This is a genomic window from Variovorax sp. V118 (assembly GCF_041154445.1).
Lineage (GTDB): Bacteria > Pseudomonadota > Gammaproteobacteria > Burkholderiales > Burkholderiaceae_C > Variovorax > Variovorax boronicumulans.
Genome location: NZ_AP028663.1, coordinates 6,233,166 through 6,247,843, shown reverse-complemented (window position 1 = coordinate 6,247,843; position 14,678 = coordinate 6,233,166). Strand labels below are relative to the sequence as shown.

15 protein-coding genes are annotated in these 14,678 nt (G+C 69.5%); 7 read left to right on the top strand and 8 right to left on the bottom strand.

Annotated elements, in window-relative coordinates; all coding sequences use genetic code 11:
- The first annotated feature begins 122 nt into the window (after positions 1-122).
- Entirely contained in the window at positions 123-1,355 is a 1,233-nt protein-coding gene (gene tyrS, locus ACAM52_RS29065; RefSeq protein ID WP_369645279.1) for a tyrosine--tRNA ligase, read from the top strand.
- Positions 1,356-1,407: 52 nt separating this feature from the next.
- On the opposite strand, the gene ACAM52_RS29060 is transcribed toward tyrS, so the two are convergent.
- Together ACAM52_RS29060 and ACAM52_RS29055 are read right to left on the bottom strand one after the other, a co-directional pair.
- A complete protein-coding gene (locus ACAM52_RS29060; protein ID WP_062479230.1) occupies positions 1,408-2,025 on the bottom strand; it encodes an OmpA family protein in 618 nt (205 codons plus the stop codon).
- A 4-nt stretch (positions 2,026-2,029) separates the two neighbouring features.
- Entirely contained in the window at positions 2,030-2,518 is a 489-nt protein-coding gene (locus tag ACAM52_RS29055; protein ID WP_307584325.1) for a FecR domain-containing protein, read from the bottom strand.
- 151 nt (positions 2,519-2,669) lie between these two features.
- On the opposite strand from ACAM52_RS29055, the gene ACAM52_RS29050 reads away from it, so the two are divergent.
- Positions 2,670-3,584 (top strand): cation diffusion facilitator family transporter, encoded by a 915-nt coding sequence (locus ACAM52_RS29050; RefSeq protein WP_062479235.1) that lies wholly within the window; start codon positions 2,670-2,672, stop codon positions 3,582-3,584.
- Positions 3,581-4,024: a D-aminoacyl-tRNA deacylase gene (gene dtd, locus ACAM52_RS29045; RefSeq protein ID WP_062479238.1), complete on the top strand. Its 444-nt coding sequence runs from the start codon at positions 3,581-3,583 to the stop codon at positions 4,022-4,024. The genes ACAM52_RS29050 and dtd overlap by 4 nt, the downstream gene beginning before the upstream one ends.
- Here the strand turns inward: dtd and ACAM52_RS29040 are convergent.
- Genes ACAM52_RS29040 through ACAM52_RS29030 form a run of 3 tightly spaced genes read right to left on the bottom strand, consistent with a single transcriptional unit; the run spans position 3,996 to position 6,045 of the window.
- Positions 3,996-4,610 carry a class I SAM-dependent methyltransferase gene (locus ACAM52_RS29040; RefSeq protein ID WP_369645278.1) on the bottom strand — a complete coding sequence of 205 codons (615 nt, stop codon included), beginning with the start codon at positions 4,608-4,610 and terminating at the stop codon, positions 3,996-3,998. The genes dtd and ACAM52_RS29040 overlap by 29 nt on opposite strands.
- A gap of 15 nt (positions 4,611-4,625) precedes the next feature.
- Positions 4,626-5,093: an rRNA maturation RNase YbeY gene (ybeY, locus tag ACAM52_RS29035; protein ID WP_062479245.1), complete on the bottom strand. Its 468-nt coding sequence runs from the start codon at positions 5,091-5,093 to the stop codon at positions 4,626-4,628.
- A 1-nt stretch (position 5,094) separates the two neighbouring features.
- Positions 5,095-6,045, bottom strand: coding sequence for a PhoH family protein (locus ACAM52_RS29030; protein ID WP_172438305.1), 951 nt, complete (start codon positions 6,043-6,045; stop codon positions 5,095-5,097).
- A gap of 20 nt (positions 6,046-6,065) precedes the next feature.
- Between ACAM52_RS29030 and ruvA the strand changes: the two genes are divergently transcribed.
- The 4 genes from ruvA (at position 6,066) to ACAM52_RS29010 (ending at position 10,094) form a co-directional block, all read left to right on the top strand.
- Positions 6,066-6,638, top strand: coding sequence for a Holliday junction branch migration protein RuvA (gene ruvA / locus ACAM52_RS29025; protein ID WP_056577514.1), 573 nt, complete (start codon positions 6,066-6,068; stop codon positions 6,636-6,638).
- Positions 6,635-7,531: a hypothetical protein gene (locus ACAM52_RS29020; protein ID WP_369645277.1), complete on the top strand. Its 897-nt coding sequence runs from the start codon at positions 6,635-6,637 to the stop codon at positions 7,529-7,531. Before ruvA ends, ACAM52_RS29020 begins: the two co-directional genes overlap by 4 nt.
- Positions 7,532-7,566: 35 nt before the next feature.
- Complete coding sequence (locus tag ACAM52_RS29015; RefSeq protein ID WP_369645276.1) at positions 7,567-8,559, top strand: helix-turn-helix domain-containing protein; 993 nt, start codon at positions 7,567-7,569, stop codon at positions 8,557-8,559.
- Positions 8,560-8,687: 128 nt separating this feature from the next.
- On the top strand, positions 8,688-10,094 hold the full coding sequence (locus tag ACAM52_RS29010; protein ID WP_369645275.1) for an aldehyde dehydrogenase family protein: 1,407 nt from the start codon (positions 8,688-8,690) through the stop codon (positions 10,092-10,094).
- A 34-nt stretch (positions 10,095-10,128) separates the two neighbouring features.
- Here ACAM52_RS29010 and ACAM52_RS29005 read toward each other — a convergent pair whose 3' ends face one another.
- The 3 genes from ACAM52_RS29005 to ACAM52_RS28995 all read right to left on the bottom strand — a co-directional run bounded on the left by ACAM52_RS29005 (position 10,129) and on the right by ACAM52_RS28995 (position 14,618).
- Positions 10,129-11,283: a serine hydrolase domain-containing protein gene (locus ACAM52_RS29005; RefSeq protein WP_369645274.1), complete on the bottom strand. Its 1,155-nt coding sequence runs from the start codon at positions 11,281-11,283 to the stop codon at positions 10,129-10,131.
- A complete protein-coding gene (tynA, locus tag ACAM52_RS29000; RefSeq protein WP_369645273.1) occupies positions 11,280-13,586 on the bottom strand; it encodes a primary-amine oxidase in 2,307 nt (768 codons plus the stop codon). Before tynA ends, ACAM52_RS29005 begins: the two co-directional genes overlap by 4 nt.
- Positions 13,587-13,655: 69 nt before the next feature.
- The gene (locus ACAM52_RS28995) at positions 13,656-14,618 is read right to left on the bottom strand and encodes a helix-turn-helix domain-containing protein (RefSeq protein ID WP_369645272.1); all 963 of its coding nucleotides are present in this window, start codon (positions 14,616-14,618) and stop codon (positions 13,656-13,658) included.
- Positions 14,619-14,678 lie beyond the last annotated feature (60 nt).

Genomic DNA, 14,678 nt, shown 5'->3' with positions numbered 1-14,678 from the left:
CAAGGCCCAGTGCGTTCAGGGCGGCAGGAGACGGTGCGGAAAAAAGCGCCGCTTAGAATCCGGCGCTTGAAAAGTCGGGCTGAGTATAGCTTCGGCCACCGGAAAAACCGCCAAAAAAGCCCATGAACGCCGAATCTGTTACATCCACCAGCCTCTCCGATGGTGTAAGACAAGCCCTCGAAATATCCCTCCGTGGCGCTGACGAGCTGCTGCCCCAGGACGAGTGGGTCAAGAAGCTCCAGAAGGCGGAAGCCAGCGGCAAGCCGCTGCGCATCAAGCTGGGCCTGGACCCGACCGCACCGGATATTCATATCGGACATACGGTGGTGCTCAACAAGATGCGCCAGCTCCAGGACCTGGGGCACCGCGTGATCTTCCTGATCGGCGACTTCACTTCCCTGATCGGCGACCCCTCGGGCCGCAACAGCACCCGCCCGCCGCTCACGGCCGAGCAGATCCGCGCCAACGCCGAGACCTACTTCGCCCAGGCCAAGCTGGTGCTGGACGAGTCCAAGACCGAGATCCGCTACAACTCCGAGTGGAGCGACCCGCTGGGCGCGCGCGGCATGATCCAGCTGGCGGCCAAGTACACGGTGGCGCGCATGATGGAGCGCGACGACTTCAACAAGCGCTTCAAGGCCGGCCAGTCGATCTCGGTGCACGAGTTCCTGTACCCGCTGATGCAGGGCTACGACTCGGTGGCGCTGCAGAGCGACCTCGAACTGGGCGGTACCGACCAGAAATTCAACCTGCTCGTCGGCCGCCATCTCCAGCAGGAATACGGCCAGGAGCCGCAGTGCATACTTACTATGCCGCTGCTCGAAGGGCTCGATGGCGTCGAGAAGATGTCCAAGAGCAAGGGCAACTACATCGGCATCAGCGAAGACGCCAACAGCATGTTCGCCAAGGTGCTGTCGATCTCCGACACGCTGATGTGGCGCTGGTACACGCTGCTGAGCTTCCAGTCGGTGGCGCAGATCGAGGCGCTGAAGGCCGAGATCGCGGCCGGCCGCAACCCGAAGGACGCCAAGGTGGCGCTGGCCAAGGAAATCACCTCGCGCTTCCACAGCGCGGCGGCGGCCGATGCGGCGGAGCAGGACTTCATCAACCGCAGCAAGGGCGGCGTGCCCGACGAGATTCCCGAGGTGGCGCTCAGCGGTGCCCCGCTGGGCATCGGCCAGCTGCTCAAGCAGGCCAACCTGGCGTCGTCGTCGGGCGAGGGCAACCGCCTGATCGACGGCGGCGGCGTGCGCATCGACTCGGTCGTGGTGTCTGACAAGGGCCTGAAGCTGCCCGCGGGCAGCTACGTGGTGCAGGTCGGCAAGCGCAAGTTTGCGCGGGTGACCCTGAGCTGATCGCAAAAAAAGGCCCTTCGGGGCCTTTTTCAATGGGGGCAGGGCGGCGGGGTCAGCGGACCTCGATGGTCACGCGCCGGTTGCGCGGCTCGTCCACCTCGTCGGCGGTCGGCACGGCCAGGTCGCGTTCGCCGCGGCCGACGGCCTCGATGCGGTTCGCCGGAAACTGGCGCTCCACGAACAGCTGCACCACTTCCTGCGCGCGGCGGCGCGACAGCTGGTCGTTCTGCTCGCCGGCCCCCTTGGTGTCGGTGTGGCCGGTCACCACGATGTCGCCGCCGCTGCGGGCCAGCGCGGCGGCCAGCGCCTCGGTCATGATCTGCTGCGACGCCGCCGTCAGCGTGGTGGTGCCCACCTCGAAGAACACCGTGTAGCGCTGCGGAAGCGGCGGGCGCATGTCGAACAGGGGCTTGTTCTCGGCCTGGACCTTGGCCGCGTCGGCCTGGTCGACCACCGGCGCACCGCTCGCGCCCACCGCGGCCGTGGCGCGCTGGTAGGGCTTGGAAAGCACTTCTTCGCCGTCCTTGGCACGCACCACCACGGCGGAGGGCGTGCCGTCAGCCTGGGGCAGGAGCACCACGCGCGTGCCCGGCGAGGAGCAGGCGGCCAACAAAAGGGCGACCAGCGCGGTCGCGGGAAGAAGGGGGGAGCGGCGTGGCGGTGTCTGCATCTTTTCAGGGTTGGCCGTCGGTCTGCACGATGAAGTCCGTGCCCCGAATGCCGATGGTGGCGGTCTGGGTTTCGACGCGCACGGCGTCGGGGTTGGTCTTGCCGATGAGGCCGGTGATCATGCGCATCGAGCCGCGCAGCAGCGACACGAGCATGCCGCCGTCGCGGGTGGTGCCGTCGAAGTGGAATTCCTTCAGGTCCATGCGCGAGGACGGGCCGACCATCAGCGTGGTGTTGTCGCGCAGCACGACGGCCGCCGACGAGTCCGGGCCGGTCACGATGCGGTCGACCGCGCCCAGCGCGTCGCCGGGAGCGGCCGTGCGCGTGGCGCCGGCGCTGTCGAGCAGCTGGACGTTGCCGCGCACCGTCTTCACGAACCCGGCCTGCTGGGGCGCGGCTGCTGCTGCGGGCGCTGCGGCGGGCGCCTGGGCCTGGGCCAGGGTGGCTGCGCCGACGATGGCGAGCCCGAGGGCGGCGGTCAAAAATTTCTTCATCATTTGCCTCTCTGTGACTGATTGCTTCGCAATGAGCGCAAATATTAAGGCGAAGGCGTTACATATGGTCACGCGGCTGATAATTCAGCCGATTCCTGCGACGTAATGCCCGCCTGCACAGGCCCTTTTTACCTGATCTTGTTCTTTCTGCATGACGTTGACCCCTAAAACGCTGCTTCGCGTCTCTGTCGCGGTGGCCCTGATCACCATCCTCCTGAAGGGATGGGCCGGCTACCTGACGAACTCGATGGGCCTGATTTCGGACGCCATGGAGTCCTGCGTCAACCTCGCCAGCGCGATGTTCGCGCTGGCCATGGTGACCATCGCCGAGCGCCCGGCCGACGAGGACCATCCCTACGGCCACCACAAGGCCGAGTACTTCTCGTCCGGCTTCGAGGGCCTGCTGATCGTGGCTGCCGCCGTCGCCATCCTGTGGGTGTCGGTGCTGCGGCTGCTGTCGCCGCAGCCGCTGGAGCAGTTGGGCTGGGGCTTGGCGCTGTCGGTGATCAGCTCGGGCTTCAACGCGGCCCTGGCATTCGTGCTGTTCCGGGCGGCGCGCGCGCACCGCTCCATCGCGCTGGAGGCCGACGGGCGCCACCTGATGACCGACGTGTGGACCTCGGTCGGCGTGCTGGTCGGCATCGTGGCCGTGCATTTCAGCGGCTGGCTCTGGCTCGACCCGCTGATCGCCATCGGCGTGGCGCTCAACATCGTGCGCGAGGGCTTCAAGCTCGTGTGGCGCTCCTCGCAGGGCCTGATGGACGAAGCGCTCGACGCCGAGACGCTCGCCACCGTGCGCGCCACGCTCGACGCCTTCGCCGCCAACCATGCCGAGGGCGACCGCCTGCGCTTCGACGACATGGTGACGCGCGGCGCCGGCCAGCGCCGCTTTGCCGACCTGCACATGCACGTGCCCGGCGACTGGACCCTGCAGCGCGCCGCCAACCTGCGCGACGAACTGGAGCAGGCCCTGATGGACGCCGTGCCCGGCCTGCGCGTGACCATCCAACTGCTGCCGCTCACCATGGAAGCGCGCGCCACCCGACTCGAGGACCACCATTCATGAAAGCCGTGCTCCAGCGCGTCGCCCACGCCCGCGTCGACATCGCGGGCCAGACCGTCGGCGCCATCGAGGCCGGCCTGCTGGTGCTGCTGTGCGCCGAACGCGGCGACGGCGACAGCGTGGCCGACCGCCTGCTCGCCAAGATCCTCAAGCTGCGCATCTTCTCGGACGAGGCCGGCAAGATGAACCGCAGCGTGCAGGACATCGGCGGGGGCTTGCTGGTCGTGAGCCAGTTCACGCTGGCCGCCGACGTGAGCGGCGGCAACCGCCCCAGCTTCACGCTCGCGGCGCCGCCCGACGAGGGCCGCCGGCTCTACGAGTACTTCGTGGCGCAGGCGCGCGGCGCGCACCCGGTGGTGGCGACCGGCGAATTCGGCGCCGACATGCAGGTGCACCTGCTGAACGACGGGCCGGTCACGATCCCGCTGCAGATGACTGCGTAGGCCGAAGCACGGCCTCCCACGCCACCTTCGGTTCGTCGTAGCGCAGCACGCGCACCTCCTCGAGGTGCTGCAGCTGCCAGCCGTCGGCAAACAGCCGCTCGACCGCGGCGCGGTCGAAGAAGCGCTTGGGAATGCCGTCCACCGTGTAGAAGACATCTTCGTCCCGCCCGCTGGCCGACGGGCCGCGCGCGCCGTGGTGCAGGTCGTTGACCGAATTGAGGCGGCACAGCAGCACGCCACCCGGCCGCAGCACGCGGTGGATGCGCCGCACCAGCGCCAGCGTCTCGTCCCACGCGAAGTAGTGCAGCGACAGGCTCGCGAGCACGGCGCCGACCGTGGCGCCCTCCGCCAGCGGCCACGCCTCGCGGAAATCGCCGCAGTGGAACTCGGCGCCTGTCGGCACGCGTTGCCGCGCCTGCGCCAAGGCGTCGGACGACAGCTCGACCGCCACCACCCGCAGTCCGGCATCGACCAGCGTGGCGGTGTCGCGACCCGCTGCGCAGCCCAATTCGAGCACCGGCTCGTCGCCGGCACATTCGCGCAGCAGCGGCAGCCAGCGCGGCAACCAGGGATCGGTGTCCGACACTGACGCGGCCTCCGCTCAGCGCCCGTACGGGCTGCGGATGCCCAGGCCCGCGAGGATCTCGATTTCGTACGCTTCCATCTCGTCCGCGTCGGCTTCGCTGGTCTCGTGGTCCCAGCCCTGCGCGTGCAGCGTGCCGTGCACCAGCAGGTGCGCGTAGTGCGCGGCGAGCGTCTTGCGGTTTTCCTTGGCCTCGCGTGCCACCACGGGCGCGCACAGCACCAGGTCGGCCATCACGACCGGGCCCTGCGCATAGTCGAAGGTGAGCACGTTGGTCGCGTAGTCCTTGCCGCGGAATTCGCGGTTCAGGCGCTGGCCTTCTTCGGCATCGACGATGCGCACGGTGATCTCGCCGTCGATGTCCAGCGCATGGCGAATCCAGCGGTTCACGCTGTGGCGCGGCAGCGCGGCGCGGTGGCGCTCCACGCCCTTGAAGCGCCCGAACTGCAGCGACAGCGACAGGGCCGGAAGCAGAGAGGCCGCCATGTCAGTGGCCTCCCGAGCGCTTGCGCTGCCCGTCGTAGGCATCGACGATCTTCGCCACCAGCGGGTGGCGCACCACGTCGGCGCTCGTGAAGTGCGTGGTCGCGATGCCGGCCACGCGCTTGAGCACGCGCTCGGCGTCGATCAGGCCGCTCAGCTGCTGCTTGGGCAGGTCGATCTGGCTCACGTCGCCCGTCACCACCGCCTTGGCGCCGAAGCCGATGCGCGTGAGGAACATCTTCATCTGCTCCACCGAGGTGTTCTGCGCCTCGTCGAGGATCACGAAGGCGTTGTTCAGCGTGCGCCCGCGCATGAAGGCCAGCGGCGCAATCTCGAGCACGTTGCGTTCGAAGGCCTTCTGCACCTTCTCGTAGCCCATGAGGTCGTACAGCGCGTCGTACAGCGGGCGCAGGTAGGGGTCGACCTTCTGCGTCAGGTCGCCCGGCAGGAAGCCCAGGCGCTCGCCCGCTTCCACGGCAGGGCGCGTGAGCACGATGCGCTGCACCGCCGCGCGCTCCAGCGCATCGACCGCGCAAGCCACCGCCAGGTAGGTCTTGCCGGTGCCGGCCGGGCCGATGCCGAAGGTGATGTCGTGCTTGGCGATGTTGTCCAGGTACAGCGCCTGCGTGGGCGTGCGCGCGCGCAGGTCGGCGCGGCGCGTGACGAGCATGGCCGCGTCCTCGTCGCTCATCGAGCCGTCGCCGGCCAGCGTGAGCTGCACCACGGCCGGGTCGATGGCGCGCTGGGCGATCTCGTACAGCGCCTGCAGCACCTCCATGGCGCGCTGCGCCGGGGCCTTGGGGCCGTCGACCTTGAACTGCTCGTGGCGGTGCGCGATCTTCACGCCCAGGGCGTCCTCGATGCGGCGCAGGTGCGCATCCAGCGGGCCGCACAGGTGGCCGAGGCGCGAATTGTTCAGGGGGGTAAAGGTGTGTCGCAGAATCACGCCGGACATTTCAAGGAAAAAGGGCACCCATGATAGGCAAACTGACCGGCACGCTCGCAGAGCGCAACCCCCCGCAGGTGGTGGTGGACTGCAACGGCGTCGGCTACGAGGTCGACGTGCCGATGAGCACGTTCTACAACCTGCCCAACGTCGGCGCGAAGGTGTCGCTGCTCACGCACTTCGTCGTGCGCGAGGACGCGCAGATTCTCTACGGCTTCGGCACCGCCGAGGAGCGGGCGGCCTTCCGCCAGCTCATCAAGATCACCGGCGTGGGCCCGCGCACCGCGCTGGGCCTGCTCTCGGGCATGAGCGTGGGCGAGCTGGCGCAGGCCATCACCACGCAGGAGCTGGGCCGGCTCGTGAAGATCCCGGGCATCGGCAAGAAGACCGCCGAGCGGCTGCTGCTGGAGCTCAAGGGCAAGCTGGGCGCCGACATCGGCCTGCCGGCGCATGCCGCCTCCGACGCGCAGGCCGACATCCTGCAGGCGCTGGTGGCGCTGGGCTACAGCGACAAGGAAGCCGCGCTCGCGCTGAAGGCGCTGCCGAAGGATGCGAGCGTGAGCGACGGCATCAAGATGGCACTGAAAGCCCTGGCGAAGTGAGTTGGCGCGAGGCGTGGTCGCGCGCGCAGGCGCTGCGCCACGAGTCGGCCGAAACCGACGCCGTGCTGATGCACACGGCCATGGCCTTGTCGGTGCCGATCATCTGGCTCTACGGCTTCGCGGGCGTGGCCTACGGCCAGCTGCCGATGCTGACGCCGGCCGGCTTCGTCGACATGCCGGGCGTCTGTGCATGGCTCACGGCGGTCATGGCGTTCGCGGTCGGCATCTTGTTCATCGACTGGCTGGTGCGCGGTGACCTGGCACCGCCGCCGGTGCCGACGTCGATCGTCGTGCGGCACTGGCAGTCGGGCTGGCCCCGGTCGCCGGCGTTGCCGCCCGAGCCGTCGCCCGGCTTCCTGCAGGGCAGCGCGTCCCCGTTTCGCAGCGTGTGCCTGCTTGTCGCGGCCGTGGCCTGCGTGTCGGCGCTGGTGTTCAGCGGCCTCGACACGCTGGGCTGGTCGGTCGTCGCGCGACCGGGTGGGCTGGCGCCGCGCGCCGAGTGGCCGCTGTACCCGCTGCCGTGGATCTGGCCCTGGCTGCTGCCGCTCGCGCGCCAGCCCTTCGCGCTCGGCACCGTCGCGGTCGGCGCGGTGCTGCTCGTCGCGGCGATCTTCATGCGCTGGCGCCGGATGCGCGGCGCGTGGTTTCCGTTCTTCACGGCGCTGCCGATCCTCGTGGCACCGCATTTCCTGGGCGCCGCGGGCTTCGACTACGCCGCCGCGCGCGGGCTCGGCGGCCTGAGCGAACCCGCACTGGCGAGTGCGCTCGCGCAGCATCCGGGGCGCTACAACGTCTACACTTTCCTGAGCCTGTGGGGCGGCATCGGTGCCGGCACGGTCGGCCTGGTGCTCGGCTTCTGGTTCGGCCGCTCGCGGGTCATGGACGAGGACTGAGCGCTGGCCCGGCGCCCTGCAAGGAGACACCCTCTGTGAGCGCTTCTTTCTTCGATTCGCCCGCGCACCTGAGCGGCGGCCCGCTGACGCCGCGGATGCGCGCCGAGATGCCGTTCGAGCTCGTCGGCCCGCGCCTGCAGGCCGTGTGCGGCAACTTCACCCCCGTGCCCATGCCGCGCCAGCAGACCGTCTCGGGCGGCATCGAGGTGCGGCGTGCCGGCGGTGTCGACGTGGCGCTCATCGGCCAGAACCTGCAGCGCGTGCACCGCGACGCGCAGGCCATCCGGCGCGACGACCGCGAGCATTTCTTCCTCGTGTTCCAGGACCACGGCGGCGCGCTCATGTGCCAGGGCGCGCAGCAGATCGCGGTGCAGGCCGGCGACATCGTGCTGATCGATTCGGCGCGGCCCTCGGAGTTCGTCTACGACGGCGCCAGCTCGCAGCAGGTGTCGGTGCACCTGCCGCGCGCCGACATGCTCGCACGCTTCGGCCCCGCGCTGCAGGGCGGCGTGTGCGTGCGGCGCGGCGACGCGCTGGGCTTCGCGATGCGCGCCATCCTCGCGCGCCTGCTCGACAGCGGGCAGTCCGACGACGCGCACCTGGTCGAGGCCTTTCTCGGCGTGTTCGGCTCGGTGCTGGTCGAGCGTGCGCGGCAGGCGCCCGCGCTGCTGTCGCGCAACGCCGGCGAGGGCGTGCTGCGCCGCGCGATGGACCACGTGGCGCTGCAGTTCCACGATCCGGCCTTCCACGCGGGCGAACTGGCGCGGCACCTGGGTGTATCGCCGCGGCTGCTGCAGCGGGCCTTCGAGGCGCTGGGCGTTTCGCCGAGCCGCCACATCCTCGACACGCGGCTGGCGGCGGCGCGTGCCGCGCTCGACGCGGCGGCCCGGCAGGGCGGCCCCGCGCCGGCCATCGCACAGGTCGCCTACGACTGCGGCTTCAACGACCTGTCGTTCTTCTACCGCGAGTTCCGCAAGCGCTACGGCGTGCCGCCGGGGCGCCTGGCGCTTGGACCCCTGACGCACTGACGCACTGACGCCTGAGTCCATTCGCTGACGCCTGGCTCCAAGACGCCGGCCCCTGCTTTTCCTACAGTGACCTGGCGCGCCCGCCCTGCGGCGGCGCGCGCCAGCGTCAACCCAACCAGGACAAAGCAATGCAAGAGACAAGAATGACGATCGGTGGTCGCGCGGTGCCAGGCACGGCCTCCTTCGAAGTGCGCAACCCCGCCAACGGCCAGGTGATCGGCACCGCGCCGAACGGTTCGCGCGACGACCTCGCCGCCGCCGTGGCCGCCGCGCAGAAAGCCTTCACGAGCTGGTCGCGAAAGTCCGACGACGAACTGGCCGCCGCCTGCCGCGCCGTCACCGAGAAGATCGGCGCGCACGCCGAAGAGCTCGCGCGCCTGCTCACGCTGGAGCAGGGCAAGCCGCTCAACGGCCTGGGCTCGCGCTGGGAGCTGGGCGGCGCCGCGGCCTGGGCCGGCGCCACCGCGGCGCTGTCGCTGCCGCCGCGCGTGCTGCAGGACAACGCGCAGGGCCACGTCGAGATCTTCCGCAAGCCCGTGGGCGTGGTCGGCTCGATCACGCCGTGGAACTTTCCCGTGCTGATCGCCGTGTGGCACGTGCTGCCGGCGCTGCGCACGGGCAACACGGTCGTCATCAAGCCCTCGCCGTACACGCCGCTGGCCACGCTACGCTTCGTGGAGCTGCTCAACGAGGTGCTGCCCGAAGGCGTGGTCAACAGCGTGAGCTGCGACGACCGCACGTCCAACCTCGGCGCCGACATGGCGAGCGACCCCGTCATCCGCAAGATCGTGTTCACCGGCTCCTGCGCCACCGGCAAGAAGGTGATGCAGTCGGCCGCCAGCACCATGAAGCGGCTCACGCTCGAGCTCGGCGGCAACGACGCCGGCATCGTGCTGCCCGATGCCGACCCCAAGGCCATTGCCGAAGGCCTGTTCTGGGGCGCGTTCCTCAACAACGGCCAGACCTGCGCGGCCATGAAGCGCCTGTACGTGCACACCAGCATCCACGACGAGGTGTGCGAGCACCTCGCGGCCTTCGCGAAGCAGGTGCCGATGGGCGACGGCATGGACGAGAAGAACGTGCTCGGCCCGGTGCAGAACCGCATGCAGTTCGACAAGGTCGCGCGGCTCGTGGCCGACGCGAAAAAGAAGGGCCAGGTGCTCACGGGCGGCGAACCGGGCGAGGGCCTGTTCTTCCCTGCGACGATCGTGGCGGGCCTGAAGAACGGCGATGCGCTGGTCGACGAAGAACAGTTCGGGCCCGCGCTGCCCGTCATCCGCTACACCGATGTGGAAGAGGCCATCCGCGCCGCCAACGACAGCGAAAACGGCCTCGGCGGTTCCGTGTGGTCCAAGGACATCGAGCACGCCAAGCGCATCGCGTCACGCCTGGAATGCGGCTCGGTGTGGATCAACAAGCACGGCGCCATCCAGCCCAACGCGCCCTTCGGCGGTGTGAAGGGCTCGGGGCTCGGCGTGGAGTTCGCGGAAGAAGGGCTGAAGGAGTACACCGACGCGCAGGTGATCTTCTCCTGACGCGTTGCAGAGCGTGGCGCGCGCCACGCTCTGTTCAGGTGCGCAGCGCGGCGGTCAGTGCGCCGAGCAGCGCATCGGTCTCGACCAGGCTCGGCGGGTGGATCGGCGCCGGCCAGGTGCTGTGGATCGCGACCACGAGCCGTTCCTTCGGATGGATGTAGACCTGCTGGCCGAAGATGCCGAGCGCGGCGAACAGGCCGCCGTCGAGTTCGGGCAGCGCCTTCTCGCCGGTCGGGAAGGTCCACCACTGGTAGCCGTACCCCATCGGCTCGAAGCCCGCGAGCGTGCCGGGCGCAAGGTGGCTGGCCGCGTCGACGCGCGTGGCATCGGCCACCCAGCTGTCGGGCAGCACCTTGTGGCCGCCGGCCACGCCGCCACCGAGCACGAACAGGCCGAAGCGCCCGAAGTCGCGCAGCGTGGCGTTCACGCCGCTGCCGGTGAACTCCTGGCCATCGACCGCATCGAGCTGCCAGTAGGCGTCGGCCTCCATGCCGAAGGGCGCCCAGATTTTTTGCGAGAGGTAGTCGCTGATCGGCCGGCGGATCGCGCTGGCCAGGATCTCGCCGACCAGGCAGGTCTCGCCGGTGCTGTAGTTGAAGCGCGTGCCTGCCGGCGCCACGCGCGGGCGCTGCGCCATGAACTTCAGCACCGCGCCCTTTTCGCGCGTGAGCTGCACGCGCATGAGCTGGCGCCGGTCGGAGCCGGCGTCGAGGTAGTCCTCGTTCCAGGCCACGCCCGAGCTCATCTGCAGCACCTGCTTCACCGTCACGTCGTCATACGCCGAGCCATGCAGCGCGGGCAGGTAGCGCACCACCGGATCGTCGAGGCTGGCGATGTGGCCATCTTTCACAGCCGCGCCGACCAGCGTGGAGGTCAGCGACTTCGCGACCGAGAACGACAGCCACTTCGTCGCCGCGTTGTTGCCCATGGCGTAGCGCTCGAGCACGACGTGGCCGTCCTTGATCACCAGCAGGCCGGCCGTGTGGTTGCGCGCCATGAACGCGTCGATACCGAAGTGCTGCGCGTCGATGGGCCTGCCCTCGGGCAGCGGATGCACGTGCGTGCCGCGCCGGATCGCGCGCGTCGCGTAGAGCCGGTCCATCTGGCGGTAGGTCGGCGCCTGCAGCGCGGGCGCCAGCGTCATCAGGTCTTCGTAGCGGCCGATGGCCTCGTTGTTCGCGGCGGTCATTTTGCGGGCCGGTTCAGCCCCAGCGTCGGCGTCTCGTCGAAGAAGTTCCAGGGCTTGAGCAGCGCATGCACCCATTCGGTCGGCATGATCGGCCACTCCTCGGCGCGCGCGACGTGCGTGGTGCCGGTGGTGAGCCACACCACGTTGTCGGTGTTCACGATCTCCTGGTTGTCGGCCGTGAACTGGCCCAGGCCCGTGTCCTTGTTGGAGCGGTTCGGGTACTTGCCTTCGGGGAACAGCTCCTCGGGGTCGTAGCGCGTCACCCAGAGCTGGCGGTCCATGAAGCTCAGGCGGTGGTTGATCCACTCGTCCTTCGCGAAGTTGGCGCCCTTGGCAATGGGGTGCGTGCCGCCCGCGTACGGAATGAGCTGGTAGGACACCGGGTTGCCGACCTTGTTGTTGCGCGACGGGTTGCTCAGCAGGCGGATGGTCGATGGGTCGAACTTCTGCGCCGCCTGCTGCTCGGTGCGCACCGTGCGCTGCACCGTCTGCATGGTGCTGGTGCGCGGGCCGCCGCGCGTGTTGGGCAGCACCACGGGGTCGACCTCGGTGAGCGTGTTCTGCTCGCCGTCCACATCGAGGTCGAGGCGGAAGTTGTAGATGTGCTGGTGCGTGGTGCCGACGATGTGGTGGTCCAGCAGCGTGCCGTAGCGCGTGTCCTCGGCGGCCGTCGGGTCCTGCATGGTGCGCGCCTTCACGCCCTTCACGGCCTCGATGCCGGTGGCGCCCGCGTGGATGCCGATGGTGCCGTTCTCGGCGAACACCCAGTCGAACAGGTAGTCGTAGTTGCCCACCGTGCTGATCCAGCGCACCACCAGCTCGCGCCGCTCGGTGCTGATGTTGGGCTTGCCCATTTCCTGGTGCTTGAACTCGGGGTCGGCATAGCGCTCGAAGACGGCGATGGCGCGCGGCACCTTGGTGGGTGCGCCGGTGTAGTCGGCCAGCGTGGCGTCCAGCAGCACGGCGTTCTGCGGCGCGTCCTTGTTGGGCTCGATGGGCGAGGTGAGCGTGCCCATGCCGTACTCGCCCGAGTCGAGATACGCCTTGAAGTACCAGCCGGTGTCGGGGTCGCCGTAGGGCACGATCATGCCGCCCAGCGAGCCTTCGTACATCACCTTGCGCTTCGTGCCCTTGTCGTTGTACGTGACGGTGGAGAGCACCAGGCCCACGCGCGAGTCGAGCCGCACATGGAAGTCCCAGTTGCGCCAGTGCATCGTGTGGCCGGTGATCGTGTAGTTCTTGCCCTCGGGCTCGGTGATCTCCAGCGGCTTGGGCGCGGGCGTGGCCGCGCGGTCGCGCCCGTCGTAGGGCGTGGGCTTGAGCGGCACGGGCACCAGGCCGCCGTCCTCGATCTTGATGACCTTCTTCTGCTCCAGGTCGACCACCGCCACCAGGCCCTCGATGGGATGCGCCCAGTAGTTGCCGTCGCCCACGTCCAGGTAGCTCACCACCTTCAGCAGGCGGTCTTCCTGGCGCAGCGAGTCCTTGCCGTCGAAGTAGCCCACGGTGAGCGGCGTGGCCACCACCTTCTTCACGTCGGCGATGCCGCGCGTGGCGAGGGCCTTGGCGTAGTCGGGGCTGGCCTCGATGGCGCTCTGCACGCTGGCGAAGTCGTCCAGCAGCACCATGCCGTGCGCGCCCTCGATGGGTTTCCATGCGGTGAGCGTGCGCGCCGCGAGATCGACCGTGCCCTCGATGACCTTCTTGCCGTCCAGCGCCACGAAGGCCGCCTGGCGCGGCGCGCGCACGGGCTGGCCGGTGAGCGCGAAGTTCCAGACCTCGTCCTTGGGCGGGCGCTTCACGCTGATCTCGGTGAAGCGCAGGCCGGCCTTGTGGCGCCCCGAGGCCTTCAGCACCTCGAGCGTGGCCTGGATCTCGGCTTCGGTGAGCGGGTTCAGCGGGTTGGGCACGCGCTCGACCACGAAGGTCTTGTCCAGGCTGGACTGGAACACCTGGTTCACGAAATCGTGCGGCACGTAGGCCGCGCCCTTGCGCATGACCACGGGCACGTCCAGCTGCATCGGCTGGCCGTTGACCAGCGCCGTCTTCGAGCCGGGCTTCAGGCGCACCAGCGTGCCGTTGCGCGCCACGGTGAACACGTTGGCAAAGCTGTCCCAGCGCAGCGTGCCGCCGAAGTCCTCCACCGTCTTCTTCAGCGGCACCATGTGGGCCGCGCCGCCGTGGGCCAGGGCCGGCTCAGTGCTCAGGGGGCCGAGGGCGAGCGCCAGGGCAGAGGCCAGGGCGGTGCCCAGGAGACGCCGTGCGGCGCCGCGGCCGGGCGTTCGGTGGTAGCTGCTGCGCATGGCTGCATCCTTCTTCGCGTGTTGTGGTGGACAACCGCGAAGGTAAGAGCGCCGCCGGCGCGGGCGTTATCAAGATTTGGCAAACCACCGCGCGCGCGTGGCGGACGGCAGCTCGCCGAACAGGCGCGCGTAGTCGATGGCAAAGCGCGACAGGTGCCAGAAGCCCCAGCGCGCGGCGATGTCGCCGATGGTGTCCTCGCGGCAGGCCTGCATCTCGCAGCGCACGCGGTTCAGGCGCATCACGCGCAGGTAGGTGACGGGGCTCAGGTGCAGCACGTCCTCGAAGGCGTACTGCAGCGAGCGGCGCGACACGCCGGTGGCCGCGCACAGGTCGGGCACGCTGATGGGCTCGTCGGCGTGCGCCTGCATGTACTCGCGCGCCTTGGCCACGATGTGGCGCCGCGCCGCCGCGCTGGCGGGCAGCCGGGCCTCGAAGGCCTTCGAGCCCATGCACTGCAGCACCGCGTCGGCCAGCGACAGCGACAGCATGTGGCGCGCGGCCGGCTGTTCGAGCTGCGCGAGGTTGTCGCGCGCCAGCGACAGGGCGGCGCCCAGCAGGCGGGTGAAGGCGGTTTCGTCGAAGCCGGGGTGCTGCACCGGCGCGGGCGCCGGCATACGCAGCTCGAAGTCGGGGCCGAACAGGGTGGTGGCCAGCTTCGCCAGCGGTTCGGTGTCGACGCACACGGCCATCAGGTCCATGCCGGCGCCGGCCAGCAGCTCGAACTCGCCCCGGGGCGGCAGCGCGCTGAGCTGGCGCCCGCCCAGGTCGTGGCCGCAGTACCAGCTGCCCGGGGCGGCCGTCTCGGTGAGCGCGAAGGCGATGGCGCCGGGGCGGCCCCGGCCGCGCTGCAGCACGGTCTGGTTGGCGCGCTCGTGGAAGACCTGCACGAAGTCCAGGTGCAGGTCTTCGGCCAGCCCCTCGAAGCGGCCGTTGGACAGCTGCTCGTAGTGCTGGTCCCAGGCGCCCACGCCCGAGGCCTGCGCCTGGGCTTCGGCGGTGAGTTGTCGGCTGAAGTGAAGAAGCTCGGTCATGGTGCGCGCTGGCGCAGTTGCCATCGCGCAGCCGATGAGCAGAAACCGTGCCTGTCACGG

Bases quoted from the DNA above. Each gene is read 5' to 3' on its own strand.
- tyrS (WP_369645279.1), top strand. From the start codon at position 123: ATGAACGCCGAATCTGTTACATCCACCAGCCTCTCCGATGGTGTAAGA.
- ACAM52_RS29060 (WP_062479230.1), bottom strand. From the start codon at position 2,025: ATGCAGACACCGCCACGCCGCTCCCCCCTTCTTCCCGCGACCGCGCTG.
- ACAM52_RS29055 (WP_307584325.1), bottom strand. From the start codon at position 2,518: ATGAAGAAATTTTTGACCGCCGCCCTCGGGCTCGCCATCGTCGGCGCA.
- ACAM52_RS29050 (WP_062479235.1), top strand. From the start codon at position 2,670: ATGACGTTGACCCCTAAAACGCTGCTTCGCGTCTCTGTCGCGGTGGCC.
- dtd (WP_062479238.1), top strand. From the start codon at position 3,581: ATGAAAGCCGTGCTCCAGCGCGTCGCCCACGCCCGCGTCGACATCGCG.
- ybeY (WP_062479245.1), bottom strand. From the start codon at position 5,093: ATGGCGGCCTCTCTGCTTCCGGCCCTGTCGCTGTCGCTGCAGTTCGGG.
- ACAM52_RS29030 (WP_172438305.1), bottom strand. From the start codon at position 6,045: ATGTCCGGCGTGATTCTGCGACACACCTTTACCCCCCTGAACAATTCG.
- ruvA (WP_056577514.1), top strand. From the start codon at position 6,066: ATGATAGGCAAACTGACCGGCACGCTCGCAGAGCGCAACCCCCCGCAG.
- ACAM52_RS29010 (WP_369645275.1), top strand. From the start codon at position 8,688: ATGCAAGAGACAAGAATGACGATCGGTGGTCGCGCGGTGCCAGGCACG.
- ACAM52_RS29005 (WP_369645274.1), bottom strand. From the start codon at position 11,283: ATGACCGCCGCGAACAACGAGGCCATCGGCCGCTACGAAGACCTGATG.
- tynA (WP_369645273.1), bottom strand. From the start codon at position 13,586: ATGCGCAGCAGCTACCACCGAACGCCCGGCCGCGGCGCCGCACGGCGT.
- ACAM52_RS28995 (WP_369645272.1), bottom strand. From the start codon at position 14,618: ATGACCGAGCTTCTTCACTTCAGCCGACAACTCACCGCCGAAGCCCAG.